This window comes from Streptomyces sp. NPDC027185 (assembly GCF_055567035.1).
In genome coordinates this window covers 1,149,338-1,168,019 of sequence record NZ_JBVHRF010000001.1, presented here as the reverse complement: position 1 = coordinate 1,168,019, position 18,682 = coordinate 1,149,338, and the positions used below count along the sequence as shown (strand labels likewise).

General features: G+C 74.5%; 14 protein-coding genes and 1 tRNA gene. 10 read left to right on the top strand and 5 right to left on the bottom strand.

Features of this window, described 5'->3' with window-relative positions:
* Window positions 1–4 precede the first annotated feature (4 nt).
* From ACZ4M8_RS05020 to ACZ4M8_RS05005, 4 genes are all read left to right on the top strand, one after another.
* Window positions 5–1,687, top strand: coding sequence for a beta-N-acetylhexosaminidase (locus ACZ4M8_RS05020; RefSeq protein WP_467603341.1), 1,683 nt, complete (start codon window positions 5–7; stop codon window positions 1,685–1,687).
* Between the two features lie 291 nt (window positions 1,688–1,978).
* Window positions 1,979–2,875, top strand: coding sequence for an FAD binding domain-containing protein (locus tag ACZ4M8_RS05015; RefSeq protein WP_467603340.1), 897 nt, complete (start codon window positions 1,979–1,981; stop codon window positions 2,873–2,875).
* On the top strand, window positions 2,872–5,655 hold the full coding sequence (locus tag ACZ4M8_RS05010) for a 2Fe-2S iron-sulfur cluster-binding protein (protein WP_467603339.1): 2,784 nt from the start codon (window positions 2,872–2,874) through the stop codon (window positions 5,653–5,655). Before ACZ4M8_RS05015 ends, ACZ4M8_RS05010 begins: the two co-directional genes overlap by 4 nt.
* On the top strand, window positions 5,652–7,994 hold the full coding sequence (locus tag ACZ4M8_RS05005; RefSeq protein ID WP_467603338.1) for a xanthine dehydrogenase family protein molybdopterin-binding subunit: 2,343 nt from the start codon (window positions 5,652–5,654) through the stop codon (window positions 7,992–7,994). The genes ACZ4M8_RS05010 and ACZ4M8_RS05005 overlap by 4 nt, the downstream gene beginning before the upstream one ends.
* Before the next feature lie 258 nt (window positions 7,995–8,252).
* Here ACZ4M8_RS05005 and ACZ4M8_RS05000 read toward each other — a convergent pair.
* A tRNA-Cys gene (locus ACZ4M8_RS05000) sits at window positions 8,253–8,324 on the bottom strand.
* Between the two features lie 548 nt (window positions 8,325–8,872).
* On the opposite strand from ACZ4M8_RS05000, the gene ACZ4M8_RS04995 reads away from it, so the two are divergent.
* The 6 genes from ACZ4M8_RS04995 (at window position 8,873) to ACZ4M8_RS04970 (ending at window position 14,791) form a co-directional block, all read left to right on the top strand.
* Window positions 8,873–10,369, top strand: a complete 1,497-nt coding sequence (locus tag ACZ4M8_RS04995; protein WP_467603337.1) for an MFS transporter — start codon at window positions 8,873–8,875, stop codon at window positions 10,367–10,369.
* Between the two features lie 64 nt (window positions 10,370–10,433).
* The gene (locus tag ACZ4M8_RS04990; protein WP_467603336.1) at window positions 10,434–10,634 is read left to right on the top strand and encodes a CopG family transcriptional regulator; all 201 of its coding nucleotides are present in this window, start codon (window positions 10,434–10,436) and stop codon (window positions 10,632–10,634) included.
* Window positions 10,631–11,020, top strand: coding sequence for a type II toxin-antitoxin system death-on-curing family toxin (locus ACZ4M8_RS04985; protein ID WP_467603334.1), 390 nt, complete (start codon window positions 10,631–10,633; stop codon window positions 11,018–11,020). Before ACZ4M8_RS04990 ends, ACZ4M8_RS04985 begins: the two co-directional genes overlap by 4 nt.
* 103 nt (window positions 11,021–11,123) lie before the next feature.
* The gene (locus tag ACZ4M8_RS04980) at window positions 11,124–12,920 is read left to right on the top strand and encodes a DEAD/DEAH box helicase (protein ID WP_467603332.1); all 1,797 of its coding nucleotides are present in this window, start codon (window positions 11,124–11,126) and stop codon (window positions 12,918–12,920) included.
* Window positions 12,921–13,271: 351 nt separating this feature from the next.
* Window positions 13,272–13,913, top strand: coding sequence for an IclR family transcriptional regulator (locus tag ACZ4M8_RS04975; protein ID WP_399090309.1), 642 nt, complete (start codon window positions 13,272–13,274; stop codon window positions 13,911–13,913).
* 98 nt (window positions 13,914–14,011) lie between these two features.
* On the top strand, window positions 14,012–14,791 hold the full coding sequence (locus ACZ4M8_RS04970; protein WP_467603330.1) for a S16 family serine protease: 780 nt from the start codon (window positions 14,012–14,014) through the stop codon (window positions 14,789–14,791).
* 72 nt (window positions 14,792–14,863) lie between these two features.
* Here the strand turns inward: ACZ4M8_RS04970 and ACZ4M8_RS04965 are convergent, their stop codons facing one another.
* The 4 genes from ACZ4M8_RS04965 to ACZ4M8_RS04950 are packed head-to-tail and all read right to left on the bottom strand — an operon-like array spanning window position 14,864 to window position 18,669.
* Window positions 14,864–15,865, bottom strand: a complete 1,002-nt coding sequence (locus tag ACZ4M8_RS04965) for a glycine betaine ABC transporter substrate-binding protein (RefSeq protein ID WP_467603329.1) — start codon at window positions 15,863–15,865, stop codon at window positions 14,864–14,866.
* Window positions 15,865–16,749 (bottom strand): ABC transporter permease, encoded by an 885-nt coding sequence (locus ACZ4M8_RS04960; RefSeq protein WP_467603327.1) that lies wholly within the window; start codon window positions 16,747–16,749, stop codon window positions 15,865–15,867. The genes ACZ4M8_RS04965 and ACZ4M8_RS04960 overlap by 1 nt, the downstream gene beginning before the upstream one ends.
* Entirely contained in the window at window positions 16,746–18,029 is a 1,284-nt protein-coding gene (locus ACZ4M8_RS04955) for a betaine/proline/choline family ABC transporter ATP-binding protein (RefSeq protein ID WP_467603326.1), read from the bottom strand. Before ACZ4M8_RS04955 ends, ACZ4M8_RS04960 begins: the two co-directional genes overlap by 4 nt.
* A complete protein-coding gene (locus tag ACZ4M8_RS04950; protein ID WP_467603324.1) occupies window positions 18,022–18,669 on the bottom strand; it encodes an ABC transporter permease in 648 nt (215 codons plus the stop codon). The genes ACZ4M8_RS04955 and ACZ4M8_RS04950 overlap by 8 nt, the downstream gene beginning before the upstream one ends.
* Between the last annotated feature and the right edge of the window lie 13 nt (window positions 18,670–18,682).

The following is an 18,682-nucleotide window of genomic DNA, read 5'->3' as shown; positions in this document are numbered from 1 at the left end:
CCGCATGCCTGACCACTCCACCACACACCCCGGCGCCCCGGACCACACCGTCATTCCGCTTCCGCTCCGGGCCGACGGCCTCCCGGACGGCGACGCCTTCGTCCTCGACGCGGCCACCGGCATCGACGCCGGGCCCGGGACCGAGGACACCGCCCACTGGCTGCGCACCGCCCTCGGCTCCGCCACCGCCCTGCCGCTGCCCCCGCACCACGACGGCTGCCGCAGCCGCATCCGGCTGCGCACCGACCCGGAACTCGCCCGCCGCCTGGGCCCCGAGAGCTACCGGCTCACCATCGACGGCGCCCGACTCACCCTCGACGGCGGCGGCCCGGCCGGCGTCTTCTGGGCGGCCCAGACCCTGCGTCAACTCCTCGCCGACGACAGCGCCGACGTCTTCCGCCGCGCACCGCTCACCCCGGGCATCCGCGCCCGGTCACTGCCGCCGCTGCGGATCGAGGACGCCCCGCGCTTCGGCTGGCGCGGCATGATGCTCGACGTCGCCCGGCACTTCACCCCCAAGGACGGCGTGCTGCGCTGGATCGACCTGCTCGCCGCGCACAAGCTCAACGTCCTGCATCTGCACCTCACCGACGACCAGGGCTGGCGGATGCCCATCGACCGCCACCCCGAACTCACCCGCACCGGCGGCTGGCGCGCCCGCACCAAACTCGGCCACCGCGCCTCGCCGTTGTGGACCGACATCCCGCACGGCGGCCACTACACCAAGGACGACCTGCGCGAGATCGTGGCCTACGCCGCGCGCCACCACATCACCGTCGTCCCGGAGATCGATATCCCCGGCCACTCGCAGGCGGCCATCGCCGCGTACCCGGAACTCGGCAACACCGACGTCATCGACACGTCCTCCCTCTCCGTCTGGGACACCTGGGGCATCAACCCGAACGTACTCGCCCCCACCGACAACGCCGTCCGCTTCTACGAGGAGGTGCTGGAGGAGGTCCTGGAGCTGTTCCCGTCGCGCTACGTCCACCTCGGCGGCGACGAGTGCCCCAAGGAGCAGTGGAAGGCGTCCGACGCCGCCCAGAAGCGCATCGCGGAACTGGGTGTCGACGGCGAGGACGGCCTCCAGAGCTGGTTCCTCGGCCACTTCGCCCGCTGGCTCGCCGACCGCGGCCGGTGCCTCATCGGCTGGGACGAGATCTTGGAGGGTGGCCTGCCCGAGGGCGCCGCGGTCTCCTCCTGGCGCGGCTACGCCGGGGGCGTCGCCGCAGCCCGCGCCGGCCACGACGTCGTCATGTGCCCCGAGCAGCAGGTCTATCTGGACCACCGGCAGGACGCCGGGCCCGACGAGCCGGTGCCGATCGGCTTCGTCCGCACGCTGGAGGACGTCTACCGCTTCGAACCCGTCCCCGACACCCTCACCGAGACGGAGGCGGAGCGGGTGCTCGGCACCCAGGCCAACGTGTGGACCGAGGTCATGGAGAGTCAGGAACGCCGTGACTACCAGGTCTTCCCGCGGCTGGTGGCGCTCGCCGAGGTCGCCTGGTCCCGGCTGCCCGCGCCCGCCGACCGCGACTACCAGGAATTCGACCGCCGGATGACCGCCCACTACCCGCGCCTGGACGCGCTCGGCGTCGCCTACCGCCCGCCCGGCGGCCCCCACCCCTGGCAGCGCCGCCCCGGTCTGCTCGGACGCCCGATCGACGGGCCGCCCCCGAACGTGTGAGCCGCCGTACGAACGGGGCGCCCGTGCGGGCCGCTCCCGGGCCGGACGACCGCCGCCCCGGGGCACCGCGCGGGCGCCCCGGCGTGCCCGTACGGCCCCGTACCACCGCCGCCCCGCGGGCCCGCCGCCCCGGACGGAGGCGGACCGGCGCGACGTTCGGGACGGACCACCGCTTCGCGGACCCTCGCGCCGGGCCCCCGCGAGAATGTGCCAGAGTTGCCACGTCCGGACCGTGAGCACGTACCGTACGGCGAGCGGAACTGCCGGGACACCGGGGAAGGGGCAGCTGGCTTGACCACGCACGCACCGCAGGCGTCGCACACGGTGACGTTGCCGGCCTCGCTCGACGAGGCGGTGGCGGCCCTCGCCGCCATGCCCGCCGCCGTACCCGTCGCGGGCGGCACCGACCTCATGGCGGCGGTCAACGCCGGACTCCTCAGACCCGCGGGCCTCGTGGGCCTCGCCCGGATCAGTGAAATCCGCGGCTGGCAGTACCAGGACGGCCACGCCCTCCTCGGCGCCGGACTCACCCTCGCCCGCATGGGGCGCCCCGACTTCGCCGCGCTGATCCCGGGGCTCGCCGCCGCCGCCCGCGCCGCCGGGCCCCCGCAGATCCGCAACGCCGGGACGCTCGGCGGCAACATCGTCAGCTCCGCGCCGACCGGCGACACCCTGCCGGTCCTGGCCGCCCTGGAAGCCACCCTGATCATCGCGGGTCCCGGGGGCGGCCGCCGCGAGATCCCGGTGAGCCACCTCCTGGCGGGCCGCGAGATGCTGCACCCCGGCGAACTTGTCGGCTATGTCCGGGTTCCGCTGCTGCACGCCCCGCAGACGTTCCTCAAGGCCACCGGGCGCACCGGCCCCGGCCGCGCCACCGCCTCCGTCGCGCTCGTCCTCGACCCGGCGCGGCGCGGGGTGCGGTGCGCCGTCGGCGCCGTCGCCGCGATGCCGCTGCGGCCGCTGGAGGCCGAGCAGTGGGTGGCCTCCCTCATCGACTGGGACGGCGAACGCGCCCTCGTCCCGGAGGCCCTGGCGGCCTTCGGCGACTACGTGGCGGCCGCCTGCATCCCCGACCCGGCGCCGCCGCAGGACGGCTCCGAGCCGCAGACCCTGCCGCCCGCCGCGCTGCATCTGCGCCGTACGGTGGCGGCCCTGGCCCGCCGCGCACTTGGGAGGGCGCTCTCGTGAGCGACGACAATCGCAGTCCGCAGTCCGAGCAGGGCTGGCAGCCGCTGCCGCAGGGCGGCGAGTACGAGCAGGAGGCCACGGCCTTCGTGCAGCTGCCCGAGGGGTTCACCACCGCGGCCCTCGGCGGCGGCGACTACTACCAGCCGGGCGCCGACCCGCTCGCCGCACCCGGTCACGGCTACGTCCCCCCGGCCACCTTCACCCCGCCGATCCCCGGTGCCGGCACCGACCCGTCGGCCACCGGCCAGTGGACGATGCCGTTCGCCGACCCCTCCGCCGGGTACGCCGACCCGTCGGCCGGCTACCCCGCCCACACCGGGCAGGACGCCGGGCCGACCGGCACCCCGCCGCACGGCACCCAGTGGGGCGGCGACCACGTCGAATGGCCGGTCGCGGGCGGTACGGACGCCGCCGGCGGCACCGGTCAGTGGGCGGTCCCGGGCGCCCCGGACGACGTCCTGGAGGAGTCCGGCGAATACCTGGTCGACGACGGCCGCCCCGCCCCGCACGGCCAGGGCCCCACGGGCGGCTACCCCGCCACCGGGTACCGCACCGGCTACGACCCCGCCGCCCCCGGTGGCGACACCTACGGCGGCCAGGACCCCGGTCACCCGGCCCCCGACCCGTACGGCTACGCCCCGTCCGGTGACACCTACGGCGGCCAGGGCGGCTACGGCGGTCACCCGCTGGGGCAGGACCCGCTGTTCGGCGGCATCTCCGAGGAGCCGTACCCGCAGGGCGGCGGTCACGGGCTGCCCCAGGACACCGCCCACGGCACCGGTGACGCGTACGGCGCCCAGGAGGCCGCGCCGCCCGTGACGCCGGGCGGCGGCAGCGGCCACTGGTCCCTGCCCGCCGACGCGCTCGCCCAGTGGCCGCCGGCCGACCCGGCCACGTCGCAGGCGCCCGCCCCCGAGCCCTCCGGCCACCTTGCCGAGCCCCCGGCGGACACCGTGTCCTGGACGGTCCCCGCCGCGGCTGAACAGCCCGACACCGCCGGCGAGTTCCCGCTCGACGCGGTACGCGACGGTGCCTACGGGACGTACTCCGGCTACGGCACACCCGCCGAGGACACGGCCGGTCCGGAGGCGCCGGAGACGGCGCACACCGAGGCCCCGCACGCCCCCGGCGAGCAGGGCGCGCCCGCCGCGTCCGGGCCCGGCGCGGACACCGCGCCCCGGCCGCCGGAGCCCGCCGGGGAGCCGCACGCCGTCCCGGACGAGCGCCACCTCACCGCGGACCCGTTCGCCGGGGACGCGCCGTACGCCACCGGGGAGCCGCAGGCCCCGCAGGCGGACGCCGGTCCGGCGGGCACCGCCACCGGCCTGCCCGCCGAGGGCCTCCCCGCGGACGGCCTGCCCGCCGCCGGGGCCCCGGGCGCACCGGAGCCGGAGTCCGGCGTCCCCGGGGCGCCGGGCGCGGAGCCGGACGCACCGGCGTACCACCACGAGCCCGGCCCTGACGCCGTCCACGGGGCCGTTCACGCGCCGGGCGACGAGCCTGCCGCCGCGCCCGCCCAGGAGTCCGTCGCCGCGTCCGGCACGGCCGTCCAGGGCACGCCGGCGCACGGCGTCCCCGTGCCGGAGGCCGCTGCCGAGGCCGTTCCCGCGGCGGAGGACGCCGTCACCGGGGCGCCCCCCGGCGACTCCGCGGCCCCCGTGCCCGGGGCCGGTCACCCGGAGGACGCGCCGGTACCGGGCCCGGCGGACACCGCGACCCCCGGATTCACCGACGGCACCGTGACGACCGACGGCGCCACCGGAGCGATCGGCGGGACGCCGGAGCCCGTTGAGGCGCACGAGGTCGCCGAGGCGCACGAGACGCACGAGGCCACCGGAACGGCTCCCCGGCAGCCCGGCGACGACGGCCTGCCCCCGGCCGCCCCCGGACAGCCCAGGGCCACCGCACCCGAAGGCCCCGAGGCCGCCCCGGAGACGGCCGGTCACGAGCCCGCCGACCACGAGACGTCCGCGGCCCACGCGCCCGCGCCCGGTACGGCCGCTCCCGACGCATCCGCTCCCGACGCGTCCGCTCCCGACCCGGCCCCCCAGGTCCTGCCGCACTCGGGGCCGGACACCGCCGGGGCCGACGCGTACGCCGAGGAGCATCCGCACGCCTCGTACGTGCTGCGGGTCAACGGCGCCGACCGGCCGGTCACCGACGCCTGGATCGGTGAGTCGCTCCTGTACGTGCTGCGCGAGCGGCTCGGGCTGGCGGGGGCCAAGGACGGCTGCTCCCAAGGGGAGTGCGGGGCCTGTTCCGTGCAGGTGGACGGGCGGCTGGTCGCCTCCTGCCTGGTGCCCGCCGCCACCACCGCGGGCAGTGAGGTCCGTACGGTCGAGGGGCTCGCCGAGGGCGGCCGCCCCTCCGACGTGCAGCGCGCCCTCGCCGAATCCGGCGCCGTCCAGTGCGGTTTCTGCATCCCGGGCATGGCGATGACCGTGCACGACCTCCTGGAGGGCAACCACGCCCCCAGCGAGCTGGAGACCCGTCAGGCGCTCTGCGGCAACCTCTGCCGCTGCTCCGGGTACCGCGGGGTGCTCGACGCCGTCGACACCGTCGTCACCGCCCGGCAGAAGGCCGCCGAGGCCGCCGCGGAGGCGGAGGCGCCCGAGGACGCGGCGCACATCCCGCACCAGACGGGCCCGGAGGAGCCCGCCCCGCAAGGGGCGCACGAGCCAGGTCCGCCCGCCCCGGACGGGCACGGTGGCGCCCCCGGCCACGACCCCGACGAACCTTACGGTCCGGACGCACCGCACCGGACGGGAGGCCCCGCATGAGCGGCACGACCGACGCAGCCACCGCCACCCCCGCCGCCGGGGTGCCGATCCCGCCCGTCGAGCCGCCGCCGCACGGGCTGGGCGTCTCCCTGCCGTCCGCCGACGCGTCCGCCAAGACCCAGGGCACCTTCCCGTACGCCGCCGACCTCTGGGCCGACGGGCTGCTGTGGGCGGCGGTGCTGCGCTCGCCGCACCCGCGCGCCCGGATCGTCTCCCTCGACACCGCGCAGGCCGCCGAACTGCCCGGCGTCCGGGCGATCGTCACGCACGCGGACGTCCCCGGGGACGCCGGGCACGGCCGCGGCGTCGCCGACCGGCCGGTGTTCGCCAAGGACGAGGTGCGCTACCACGGTGAGCCGATCGCGGCGATCGCCGCCGACCACCCGGACACCGCGCGGCTGGCCGCCGCCGCCATCGCCGTCGAGTACGAACTGCTGGACCCGGTCACCGATCCGCAACTCGCCTTCGAGGCCGAGCCGTTGCACCCGGACGGCAACCTCATCCGGCACATTCCGCTCCGCTTCGGCGACCCGGAGGCCGTCGGCGAGGTGATGGTCGAGGGGCTGTACCGCATCGGCCGGCAGGACCCCGCGCCCATCGGCGCCGAGGCCGGGCTCGCGGTGCCGCGGCCCGACGGCGGCGTGGAGATCTACACCGCCTCCACCGACCCGCACACCGACCGCGATCTGGCCGCCGCCTCCTTCGGCCTCGACCCCGAGCGCGTCAAGGTCGTGGTGACGGGCGTGCCCGGCGCCACCGCGGACCGCGAGGACCCCGGCATCCAGCTCTCCCTGGGGCTGCTGGCGCTGCGCACCGGCTGCCCGGTCAAGCTCGCCGCGACCCGCGAGGAGTCCTTCCTCGCCCACGCCCACCGCCACCCGACGCTGCTGCGCTACCGCCACCACGCGGACGCCGACGGCAAGCTGGTGAAGGTCGAGGCGCAGATCCTGATGGACGCCGGTGCCTACGCGGACACCTCCGCCGAGGCGCTGGCCGCCGCCGTCTCCTTCGCCTGCGGCCCGTACGTTGTCCCGCACGCCGTCATCGAGGGCTGGGCGGTGCGTACCAACAACCCGCCCTCCGGCCATATGCGCGGTGAGGGCGCGATGCAGGTCTGCGCCGCCCACGAGGGGCAGATGGACAAGCTCGCGGCGCGGCTGGGCCTGGAGCCGGACGAGATCCGGCGGCGCAACGTCATGGCCACCGGCGACCTGCTGCCCACCGGGCAGACGGTGACGTGCCCCGCGCCCGTCGCCGAGCTGCTGCGCGCGGTCACCGAGGCGCCGCTGCCGGAGCTGCCCAAGGACACCCCGGAGGCGGAGTGGCTGCTGCCGGGCGGCCCGGAGGGCGCCGGGGAGCCGGGCGCGGTGCGCCGCGGCGTCGGCTACGCGCTGGGCATGGTGCACATGCTGGGCGCGGAGGGCGCCGACGAGGTGTCCACCGCGACCGTCAAGGTCAGCGGGTCGGTCGCCACCGTCATCTGCGCCGCCGTGGAGACCGGCGGCGGATTCTCCACGCTGGCCCGGCAGATCGTGCAGGAGACGCTGGGCGTCGAGGAGGTGCACATCGCGGGCGTCGACACCGATCAGCCGCCCGCCGGACGCGCCTGCCACGGCCGCCACACCTGGGTCTCGGGCGGCGCCGTCGAACGGGCCGCCAGGATGGTCCGCACCCAGCTCCTCCAGCCGCTGGCCCACAAGTTCGGGATGTCCACCGAACTGCTCCAGATCACCGACGGCAAGATCACCTCGTACGACGGGGTGCTCTCCACCACCGTCGCGGAGGCGCTGGACGGCAAGGAGCTGTGGGCCACCGCGCAGTGCCGTCCGCATCCGACGGAGCCGCTGGACGAATCCGGGCAGGGCGACGCGTTCGTGGGGATGGCGTTCTGCGCGATCCGCTGCGTCGCCGACGTCGACATCGAGCTGGGCACCGTCCGCGTGGTGGAGATGTCCGTCGCGCAGGACGTCGGCCGGGTGCTCAACCCGCGGCAGCTGCGGGCCCGGATCGAGGCGGGGGTCACCCAGGGGCTGGGCGCCGCGCTGATGGAGAACCTGCGCACCACGCGCGGTCAGGTGCGCCACCCGGATCTGACCGGTTACGCGCTGCCGACCGCGCTGGACGCGCCGGACATCCGCATCGTGAGCCTGGTCGAGGAGCGCGACGTGGTCGCCCCGTTCGGCGCGAAGGCGGCCAGTGCGGTGCCGGTGGTGACCTCTCCGGCGGCGGTGGCCTCCGCGGTCCGCGCGGCCACCGGCCGTCCCATCGGCCGGCTCCCGATCCGCCCGCAGGCGGCGGTGGCGCAGAGCGCGCAGGGTGTGCCGCAGGCGCACGCGTAGGGCCTTTCCGGGGCCCGCCGGGCCGTACGTCCTCGGGGCGGGCGGCCCGGCGGGCTCTTCCCGGTGCGGGGCGGCGGAAAAGACCTGAAGGCGGTCCCCGCCGAGGTCGGGGCCGCCTTCAGGACGTACGGCGGTCCGTTCCGGGACGGTGCGTGGAGCACGACGACGCGACAGCGCGCCGTCCGCGGAACGAACGCCGTCGAGGGCGGTCCACCCGCAGCGGGACCGCCCTCGATGAGTCCCTGATCGAGGGACCGGAGGCCGTGGCGGGAATCGAACCCGCGTAACTCGCTTTGCAGGCGAGTCCCTCAACCACTCGGGCACACGGCCGGGATGAGGCGATGCACCGACTGTAGGCAGACCCGCGCGGCCCCCGGAAGCCCCCGGCCCGCCCCGCCACGAGCCCGCAACACGGCGCACACGTACGGCAATACGCGGCAACGAGCGGTCACGCGGAGCAACGCGGGGTTCATCCGGCGGGCAGTGGCGGCCACCCGTCGGCGTGCGCCGCCCGTACGGGACCCGGGCGCCGGGCCCGTGCCCGCCCGCCCGTACGGGGCCGCCCGTACGGGTCCCGCGCCCGGCCCGTACGAGACCGGTCCCCGTCCCCTACGAGACCGGTCCCCGTCCCCTACGAGACCGGTCCCCGTCCCCTACGAGACCGGTCCCCGTCCCCTACGAGACCGGTCCCCGTCCCCTACGGGGCCGGCGCCCGCCGCGGCGCACCCGTCCCGTACGGGGTCCCTGCCCCCTCCCGTAAGGGGAGGGGGCAGGGACCGTCGGCCCCCGTCGTAGGCCCTTCGGCCGAGGGAGATACCCGTCGGATGTCCGGGCCGGGGACAGGGGCTGTGCGGCGTGTCGGCCCTTACGCTGGGGCGATGACCGCCGACGCCGCGCGCGACAGTGATGTCGTCATCTCAGCCGATCCGTCGTCCGCCTCGGACGGGCCGGGGCCCGTCGGGGAGGGCGGGCCGCCCGATGGGGGCGTGTTCGGGCGGGGGTACCGGGCGCTGACGCTCGGGATCGTCTCGGTGGTGTCGCTGATCGCCTTCGAGGCGAGTGCGGTGAACACCGCGATGCCCCTCGCCGCCCGCGCGCTGCACGGCATCGGGCTGTACGCCTTCGCCTTCTCCGCGTTCTTCACCACCAGCCTCTTCGCGATGGCGCTGGCGGGGGAGTGGAATGACCGGCGGGGGCCGCTGGTGCCGCTGTTCACCGGCATCGGCGGGTTCGGCGCCGGGCTGGTGATCGCGGGGGCGGCGCCGACCATGGGCCTGTTCGTCGCGGGGCGCGGGGTACAGGGGCTCGGCGGCGGGCTGGTCATCGTCTCGCTGTACGTCGTCGTCGGGCGGGCCTACCCGGAGCGGCTGCGGCCGGCGGTGATGGCGTCGTTCTCGGCGGCGTGGGTGCTGCCCGTGATCGTCGGCCCGCTGGCCGCCGGTTCCGTCGCCGAGCACGCCGGCTGGCGCTGGGTCTTCCTCGCCATCCCGGTGCTGATCCTGCTGCCGCTGGCGGTGATGCTGCCCGCGCTGCGCGCCCTGCCACGCGAGGCGCCGGACCCGCGCGGCGGCCTCGGCGCGGTGCTCCGCAGCCGCCGCGCCCTCCTCGCGCTGGCCGTCGCCGCCGGTGCCTGGCTGCTCCAGTACGCGGGCGGGCAGCTGACGCCGTACGCGGTGCTCCCGGCGGCCGCGGGGCTGGCGCTGCTGGTGCCCGCGGTACGGCGGCTGCTGCCCCGGGGCACGTTCCGGGCGGCGCGGGGGCTGCCGATGGTGGTGCTGATGCGCGGGCTGGCGGCCGGTGCGCTGGTCACCGCGGAGAGTTTCATCCCGCTGCTGCTGGTGACCGAGCGCGGGCTGTCCGCCACCCTCGCCGGGCTCTCCCTCACCGGCGGCGGTCTGACCTGGGCCCTCGGCTCGTACGTCCAGAGCCGCCCGCGGTGCGAGCCGTACCGGGAGCGGCTGATGGGCGCCGGGATGGCGTTCCTGGCGGTGGCCGTCGCGGCGGTGCCGCTGGTGCTGGCCGACGCGGTCCCGGTGTGGACGGTCGCGGTGGCGTGGACGGTCGGCGGTTTCGGGATGGGGCTGAACATCTCCAGCGGCGGGGTACTGCTGCTGAAGCTGTCCCGGCCCGAGGAGGCGGGCGCCAACTCCGCCTCGCTCCAGATGGCGGACGCGCTCGGCAACGTCGTTCTCGTCGGTCTCGGCGGCGCCCTCTTCGTCGCCTTCGGCGGCGGCTCCCCGGCCACCGGCGCGGGCCCCCACCCCGCCGCTGCCGCGCCGCCCGCCGCCTTCCTCGCCGTCTTCGCCGCGATGGCCGCGGTCGCCGCCCTCGGCGCCGTCCTGGCGGGACGGCTGCGACCTGCGGAGACGGTGTAAGGGAGAGGGACGGGGGTGCGGCAATCCGGTACTGAAGTGACCCCATTCTCGGTACCATTTCGGTATGGCTATGAATTTGCGTCTCGATGACGACCGGACGGAAGCGCTGAAGAAGCAGGCTGAGCTGGAGGGGCGCAGCATGCACGCCGTGGTGCTCCGGGCGGTGGACGACTACCTGGCGCAGCACGCACGGGAGGCGATGGTGCGGGAGGTGGGCATCCAGGAGGCGGCAAAGTGGCGCGAGCTCCTGGAGCGCCTGAAGTGACGGTGTTCTACCTCACCGCGGAGGAAGTCCTGTCCCTCGCCGGGATCGCCTGCGACGACATGCGCATCGAAGTGCGGGACGCGGGGCTTCTGGAGTCGGCCGTGCACCGGCCGTCCGCGGAGATGTTCGGTCAGGAGGCGTACGCGGACGTTTTCGGCAAGGCGGCGTCGCTACTCCAGTCGCTCGTCATCAACCATCCGCTCGTCGATGGCAACAAGCGCACAGCGTGGCTGTCATGTATGGCGTTCCTCCGTATGAACGGCGAGTCGCTCCGACCCGACATCGACTTCGCGGAACGGTTGGTGATCGACGTGGCGACCGGGAAACTTGAGGATGTCCTGGTCATCGCCACACACTTGCGGTCGTTGCGGGAGAGGCTGACGTGACGCTCGCCCCACTTGCGGGGAATGCGGCGCGAGCCACCCGCCGCCCCGCCCCGCCCCGGTAGGCTGACGCGGTTGCCGATCGCCGAGTCAGCCGACGGAGACCGTGACTACCACCACCAGCGCCACCAGCAATCACCACCTGTCCCCGGCCTTCCCGGGCCGGGCCCCCTGGGGTACCGCGAACAAGCTGCGCGCCTGGCAGCAGGCGGCCATGGACCGGTACATCCAGAGCCAGCCCCGGGACTTCCTCGCCGTCGCGACCCCCGGGGCCGGGAAGACCACCTTCGCGCTCACCCTCGCCTCGTGGCTGCTCCACCACCACGTCGTGCAGCAGGTGACCGTCGTCGCCCCGACCGAGCACCTGAAGAAGCAGTGGGCAGAGGCCGCCGCGCGGGTCGGGATCAAGCTCGACCCGGAGTACAGCGCGGGCCCGCTGGGCCGCGAGTACCACGGCATCGCGATCACGTACGCCGGTGTCGGCGTCCGGCCGATGCTGCACCGCAACCGCATCGAGCAGCGCAAGACGCTGGTCATCCTCGACGAGATCCACCACGCCGGTGACTCCAGGTCGTGGGGCGAGGCGTGCCTGGAGGCGTTCGAACCGGCCACCCGGCGGCTCGCGCTGACCGGCACGCCGTTCCGCTCCGACACCAACCCGATCCCCTTCGTCACGTACGAGGAGGGCAACGACGGCATCCGCCGTTCGTCCGCCGACTACACCTACGGCTACGGCAACGCCCTCGCCGACGGCGTCGTCCGGCCGGTGATCTTCATGTCGTACAGCGGCAACATGCGCTGGCGGACGAAGGCGGGTGACGAGATCGCGGCGCGGCTCGGCGAGCCGATGACCAAGGACGCCGTCTCGCAGGCGTGGCGGACCGCGCTGGACCCGCGCGGCGACTGGATGCCGAACGTGCTGCGCGCCGCCGACCAGCGGCTGAGCGAGGTCCGTAAGAGCATCCCGGACGCCGGGGCGCTGGTCATCGCCTCCGACCAGGAGCAGGCGCGGGCGTACGCCAAGCTGATCCGGGAGATCACCGGGCGCGGCGCGACGCTGGTGCTCTCCGACGACAGCGGCGCCTCGCAGCGCATCGACGACTTCGCCGCCTCCGACGACCGCTGGATGGTCGCGGTCCGGATGGTGTCCGAGGGCGTCGACGTCCCGCGCCTGGCCGTCGGCGTGTACGCCACGACGATCTCCACCCCGCTCTTCTTCGCGCAGGCCGTGGGCCGTTTCGTACGGTCCCGCAAGCGCGGTGAGACGGCGTCGGTGTTCCTGCCGACCGTCCCGACGCTTCTCGGCTTCGCGAACGAGATGGAGGTCGAGCGCGACCATGTGCTCGACAAGCCGAAGAAGGACGGGGACGAGGATCCGTACGCCGAGTCCGAGAAGGAGATGGACGAGGCCAACCAGGCCCAGGATGAGGACACCGGCGAGCAGGAGCAGTTCTCGTTCGAGGCGCTGGAGTCGGACGCGGTCTTCGACCGGGTGCTCTACAACAGCGCCGAGTTCGGCATGCAGGCGCACGCGGGCAGCGAGGAGGAGCAGGACTACCTCGGCATCCCCGGGCTGCTGGAGCCGGACCAGGTGCAGATGCTGCTCCAGAAGCGGCAGGCGCGGCAGATCGCGCACTCCAAGAAGAAGCCCGCCGAGGAGGCGGATCTGCTGGAGCTGCCCGCCGAGCGGCGCCCGGTGGTCAGCCACAAGGAGATGCTGGAGCTGCGCAAGCAGCTGAACACGCTGGTCGGCGCGTACGTCCACCAGAGCGGCAAACCGCACGGCGTGGTCCACACCGAGCTGCGCCGGGTCTGCGGCGGCCCGCCGAGCGCGGAGGCCACCGCCGGCCAGCTCACCGAGCGGATCAAGAAGGTCCGGGAGTGGGCCACCCGGATGAAGTGAGCGGGCGCGGCCCGCGGAGCTGAGGTGAGGAGGCGGTGTGCCGGGCGCACCGCCTCCTCGCGTACGGTGCCGGGGCGGGGGCGAACTGCGCCAACCGCGGTGCGGACAGGGAAAGTTACCCGCGCGGGTCAGTCGGAATTTAGTGAACATTCCGGACGGGAAAGACCGGATTCTGGACGGGGACTTCCGCTGACCGGACCAGCTCGCTACTGTCCCGTCACGCACACGCCCCGTGGCAGCGCCGCCGCGGAGCGCAGCCGGTGCATGCGGCCGGCGGCCTCTTGCGCGCGCTGCACCGGGACCGCAGCGCCCCGCGCCGATGATGCCGCCACTCGACCAGGAGGGGGCGTCGTGACCGCGGAGACCTCCCAGACGCTCGACCGGGGACTGCGCGTCCTCAAACTGCTCGCCGACACCGACCACGGCCTGACCGTCACCGAGCTGTCCCAGAAGCTCGGGGTCAACCGCACCGTGGTCTACCGTCTGCTGGCCACGCTGGAGCAGCACGCGCTGGTCCGCCGTGATCTCGGCGGCAGAGCCCGCGTCGGTCTGGGCGTGCTGCGCCTGGGCCGGCAGGTGCATCCGCTGGTGCGGGAGGCGGCGCTGCCCGCGCTGCGCTCGCTCGCCGAGGACATCGGCGCCACCGCGCACCTCACCCTCGTCGACGGTACCGAGGCACTGGCCGTCGCCGTCGTGGAGCCGACGTGGACGGACTACCACGTCGCGTACCGGGCCGGGTTCCGGCATCCGCTGGACCGCGGCGCCGCCGGGCGGGCGATCCTCAAGGCCCGGCAGGGCCGGGTCCAGGACGCCGGGCTGGCGCTGACCCACGGCGAGCTGGAGGCGGGCGCGAGCGGCGCCGCCGCCCCGCTGCTCGGCGTCAGCGGCATCGAGGGCAGTGTGGGCGTGGTGATGCTCGCCGACGCGGTCTCCGAACGGATCGGGCCGCGGGTGGTCGACGCGGCGCGGGAGGTCGCGGAGGCGCTGCGCTGAACCGGCCGGGCGGTGCGCGCCGCCGGGCCGTCCGCGGGGTGTGCCCGTGCCGGACGTGCGGTGCCGGTGCCCGGCCCGGGGTCCTCTAGGGTGGCGGGGTGTCCTCCCGCGCTCGTGCCCTGACGATCTGTGCCGCCCTGGTCCTCGCCCTGCTGCTGACCGCCGCCCTCGCGCCGCTGCCGTACTCGCTGGCGTACCCGGGGCCGACGGCGAACGTCCTCGGGGACAACAAGGGGAAACCGGTGATCACCATCTCCGGTGCCGACACCCGCCGGACCAGCGGGCAGCTGCGGATGACGGCGATCGTCGCCACCGGGCCGGACGCCCCGGTGCACCTGCCGGACCTGGTCCGGGGCTGGTTCCGCGCGGACGAGGCGGTGATGCCGTCCGAGTCGGTCTACCCGGTGGGTGACAACACCGAGGAGGTCGCGCGGCACAACGCCGAGGAGATGAAGGAGTCGCAGGACGCGGCGGTCGGCGCCGCGCTGGGGCAGCTGCACCGTTCGGCCCGCGACGTGAAGGTCAGCCTGCGGCTGGCGGACATCGGCGGGCCGAGCGCCGGGATGATGTTCGCCCTCGGGATCATCGACAAGCTCGACGGGGACGGCGCCGGGGGCGAGCTGACCGGCGGCCGGACCATCGCCGGGACCGGCACCATCGAGACCGACGGGAGCGTCGGCCCGGTCGGCGGGGTGCCGCTGAAGATGCGGGCGGCGCACCGCGACGGCGCCCGGCTCTTCCTCGTCCCCAAGGGCGAGTGTTCCCAGGCGGTCGCGGAGCGGCCCGACGGTATGCGGCTGATCCCCGTCACCACCCTCAAGGGCGCGCTGGACGCGCTCAAGGCGCTGAAGAGCGGCGGGTCGGTCCCGAGCTGCTGAGGCGGGGCGGGGGGCCGTGCGGTGAGCCCGGCCGGGCCGGGAGGCGTACGGCCGGGGCCGGCGGCCGTCCTCTCACCCCTCCTTGATGAACCCCTTGGCGATCAGCCACTCCTTGGCGACCTCGTGGGGGTCCTTGCCCTCGACGTCGACCTGGGCGTTGAGCTTCTGGGCGACGGCGTTGTCCAGCGCCTCGGTGACGGGGTTCAGGAGTCCGGCGATCTGCGGGTACTTCTTCATCGTCGGGGCGTACATCTCGGGCGCCGCGTTGTAGTTGGGGAAGAAGCGCTTGTCGTCGGCGAGGACGGTGAGGTTCATCGCCTTGATGCGGCCGTCGGTGGTGTAGACCTCGCCGAAGGTGCAGGCGGTGCCCTGGGCGGTCTGGGTGTAGACGACGCCGCTGGTCATCTTGTGGATGTTGCCGGGCGGGAGCTTCATGCCGTACCGCTTCGCCATGCCGGGCAGTCCGTCGTTGCGGGCGGCGAACTCGCTGTCCACGCAGAGGGTGACCGCGCCCGGGTCCTTCTTCAGCAGCGCCGCCATGCCGGAGAGCGTGGTGACACCGTACTTGCGGGCGTTGGTGCGGTTGAGGGTGAACGCGTAGGTGTTGTTGAGGCGGGCGGGCGGCAGCCAGACGAGGTCGTTGGCGCGGTCGGCGTCGCGGACCGCGACCCACTGCCGGTGCGGGTCGGTGATCGGCGTCTCGTGGCCGAGGTAGGTGATCCAGCCGGTGCCGGTGTACTCGTACATGCCGTCGGCGGTGCCGCTGCGGACCGCCTCGCGGGCGCCGATGCTGCCCTGGATGTTGGTCTTGTCGATGACGGTGGCGCCGGCCGCCTCGAAGACCAGGCCCATGATCTGGCCGAGGATGATGTTCTCGGTGAACTCCTTGGAGGTCACGGTCAGCTGGGCGCCCTTGAGGGGCAGACCGCGGCCGAGGGTGCCGGGGCGGACGTTGTCGGTCATCGGACTGCCGCTGACCAGGCCGCAGCCGCCGAGGAGGGTGAGGACGGCGGCCAGGGCGGCGGCGCGGGCGGTGCGGCGCGGGCGGCGGCGCGGCCCGGGGCTCGGTGCCATCAGCGGGTTCCCTCCAGACCGTGCGGCCGCAGCAGCACTTCGGCGAGTTGGGCCACCCAGTCGACCAGCAGCGCGAGCGCCACGGTCAGGACGGAGCCGAGGACGAGGACCGGCATCCGCTGGGTGATGATGCCGGCCGAGATCAGGTCGCCGAGCCCGCCGCCCCCGCCGAACGTGGCGAGCGTGGCGGTGCCGACGTTCAGCACCAGCGCGGTCCGCACCCCGGCGAGGATCAGCGGGACGGCCAGCGGCAGTTCGACCCGGGCCAGTACGCCCGCCGCGGACATGCCGATACCGCGGGCCGCCTCCGTCAGCGTCGGGTCGATGGCGCGCAGCCCGGCGATGGTGTTGGCGAGCACCGGCAGCACCGCGTAGACCACCATGCCGATGATCGCGGCTTTCGTGCCGATGCCCAGCCAGATGACGAGCAGCACCAGCAGGCCCAGGGCGGGCACCGCCTGGCCGAGGTTGGCGACGGCGACCGCGAACGGCGTCACGCGGCGCAGCCGGGCGCGGGTCAGCGCGATGCCCAGCGGGATCGCGATGATCAGCACGAAGAAGGTGGAGACGGCGGTGAGCTGGATGTGCTGGCGTACCGCGAGGCCGACCTTGCCGTTGTCGACGGCCTGGTGGGCGATGGAGTCGAGGCGGGCGCCGCGGAACCACAGCCAGGTGGCGAGGAGCGCGGCGGCCAGGAACAGCGGCATGGCCAGCGCCTGCTGCCAGGTGATCCGGCGCAGCCCCCGGGGCGGCGCCGCCGACGCCGTGGCGGGCGCGGCGTCCTCCCGTTCGGGTATCTCGTCGCGGAACGCCAGCCCGCCGACCTCGTGTTCGCCCGGCGGCCGTTCGTCGCGGGGGGCGCGGCGCTCCTCGCGGGGGCTCATGCCGGGGCTCCGGCGCCGCCCTCGCCCACGCCCTCCTGGGCCATGCGGGTGCGGCGGGCCCGCGCCTCCTCCAGCTGGTGGCGGTGTTCGACGGCCTCCAGGCGGTCGGCCTCCAGCAGTTCGTGGACGTTGTTCATCAGCGTCTCCATGTCGACGACGCCGATGTACTCGCCGCGCCGCCCGGTGACCGCGACCCGGCCCGCGTTGTCGGTGAGGACCGCCTCCAGCGCGTCGCGCAGCGTCGCGTCGCGGGTGACGGTGTCGTGCACCAGCGTCCCGGCGCGCGCCAGCGTCCCCTTGGCGCGCATCAGATCGCCGCGCCGCAGCCATTTGTACGGGCGGCGGTGGCGGTCGAGGAGGAGCACCTCGTTGGTGTCGCCGTCGCGCAGCAGGTCGAAGATGGACGACAGCGGGTCGTCGACGCCGGCGGTGGCGAAGTCGACGACGCCGACGTCGCGGACGCGGGTGAGGTTGAGGCGTTTGAGGGCGGCGCCGGCGCCGACGAAGCCGGAGACGAAGTCGTCGGTGGGGTTGGTGAGGATCGCCTCGGGGGTGTCGAACTGGGCGATGTGGGAGCGCTCGCGGAGCACCGCGATCCGGTCGCCGAGCTTGATCGCCTCGTCGAAGTCGTGGGTGACGAAGACGATCGTCTTGTGCAGCTCGTGCTGGAGCCGGATCAGTTCGTCCTGGAGGTGGTCGCGGGTGATCGGGTCGACGGCGCCGAACGGCTCGTCCATCAGCAGCACCGGCGGGTCGGCGGCGAGCGCCCGCGCGACGCCGACGCGCTGCTGCTGTCCGCCGGAGAGCTGGCGAGGGTAGCGCCCGTGGAACTCGCCGGGATCGAGTCCGACGAGGTCGAGCATCTCCTCGACCCGGTCCTTCGTCCGCGCCTTGGACCAGCCGGTCATCTTCGGGACGAGGGCGATGTTCTGGGCGACGGTCATGTGCGGGAAGAGGCCCGAGGACTGGATGGCGTAGCCGACGGTGCGGCGCAGTTTGACCGGGTCCATGCCGGTGACGTCGCGGTCGCCGATGCGTATCCGGCCGGACGTCGGCTCGATCAGCCGGTTGATCATCTTCAGCGTGGTGGACTTGCCGCACCCCGAAGGGCCGACGAAGACGACCAGCTCACCGGCGTTGATCTCCATGGTCACGTCGTCCACGGCGGGCGCCGGACTGCCCGGGTAGTGCTTGGTGAGGTTCTCCAGCCGGATGCCGGCGCCGGAGACGGCGGCGGGCGCGGCGGCCCCCTCGGCGGTGGGCACGGACGTCTCAGGCACGGATCCCCCTGGGAATGGTCAGCCGTCCGATCAGGACGTACGCGGCGTCGAAGAGCAGGGCGAGGACGACGATCCCGAGCGTGCCGGAGAGCACCTGGTTGAGGGCGTTGGCGCTGCCCAGCGACGAGATGCCGCGGAAGATCTCGTTGCCGAGACCGGGGCCGGACGCGAAGGCGGCGATGGCGGCGATGCCCATCAGCATCTGGGTGGCGACCCGGATGCCGGTGAGGATCGGCGGCCAGGCCAGCGGCAGCTCCACCCGCAGCAGCCGGGCGGTGCGGGACATCCCGATGCCGCGCGCCGCGTCCACCAGCGTGGCGTCCACCCCGCGCAGTCCGACGATGGCGTTGCGGACGACGGGCAGCAGTCCGTACAGCGTCAGGGCGATGACGGTCGGGGCGACGCCGAGGCCGACGATCGGGATGAGCAGACCGATCAGGGCGAGTGAGGGGACGGTGAGGATCGTCGAGGTGGCGGTGGTCGCGAGGTGTCCGGCCCATTCGCTGCGGTACGTCGCGACGCCCAGCGCGACGCCGAGGACGGTGGCGGCCACCATGCACTGGAAGACCGCGCTGGCGTGCTGCGCCGCGTCGGTCAGCAGCTGGGCGTGACGGCTGCCGAGGTACTCCCAGAAGCTCACCGGCCCCCTCCTC

Bases quoted from the DNA above. Each gene is read 5' to 3' on its own strand.
- ACZ4M8_RS05020 (WP_467603341.1), top strand. From the start codon at position 5: ATGCCTGACCACTCCACCACACACCCCGGCGCCCCGGACCACACCGTC.
- ACZ4M8_RS05005 (WP_467603338.1), top strand. From the start codon at position 5,652: ATGAGCGGCACGACCGACGCAGCCACCGCCACCCCCGCCGCCGGGGTG.
- ACZ4M8_RS04995 (WP_467603337.1), top strand. From the start codon at position 8,873: ATGACCGCCGACGCCGCGCGCGACAGTGATGTCGTCATCTCAGCCGAT.
- ACZ4M8_RS04990 (WP_467603336.1), top strand. From the start codon at position 10,434: ATGGCTATGAATTTGCGTCTCGATGACGACCGGACGGAAGCGCTGAAG.
- ACZ4M8_RS04965 (WP_467603329.1), bottom strand. From the start codon at position 15,865: ATGGCACCGAGCCCCGGGCCGCGCCGCCGCCCGCGCCGCACCGCCCGC.
- ACZ4M8_RS04960 (WP_467603327.1), bottom strand. From the start codon at position 16,749: ATGAGCCCCCGCGAGGAGCGCCGCGCCCCCCGCGACGAACGGCCGCCG.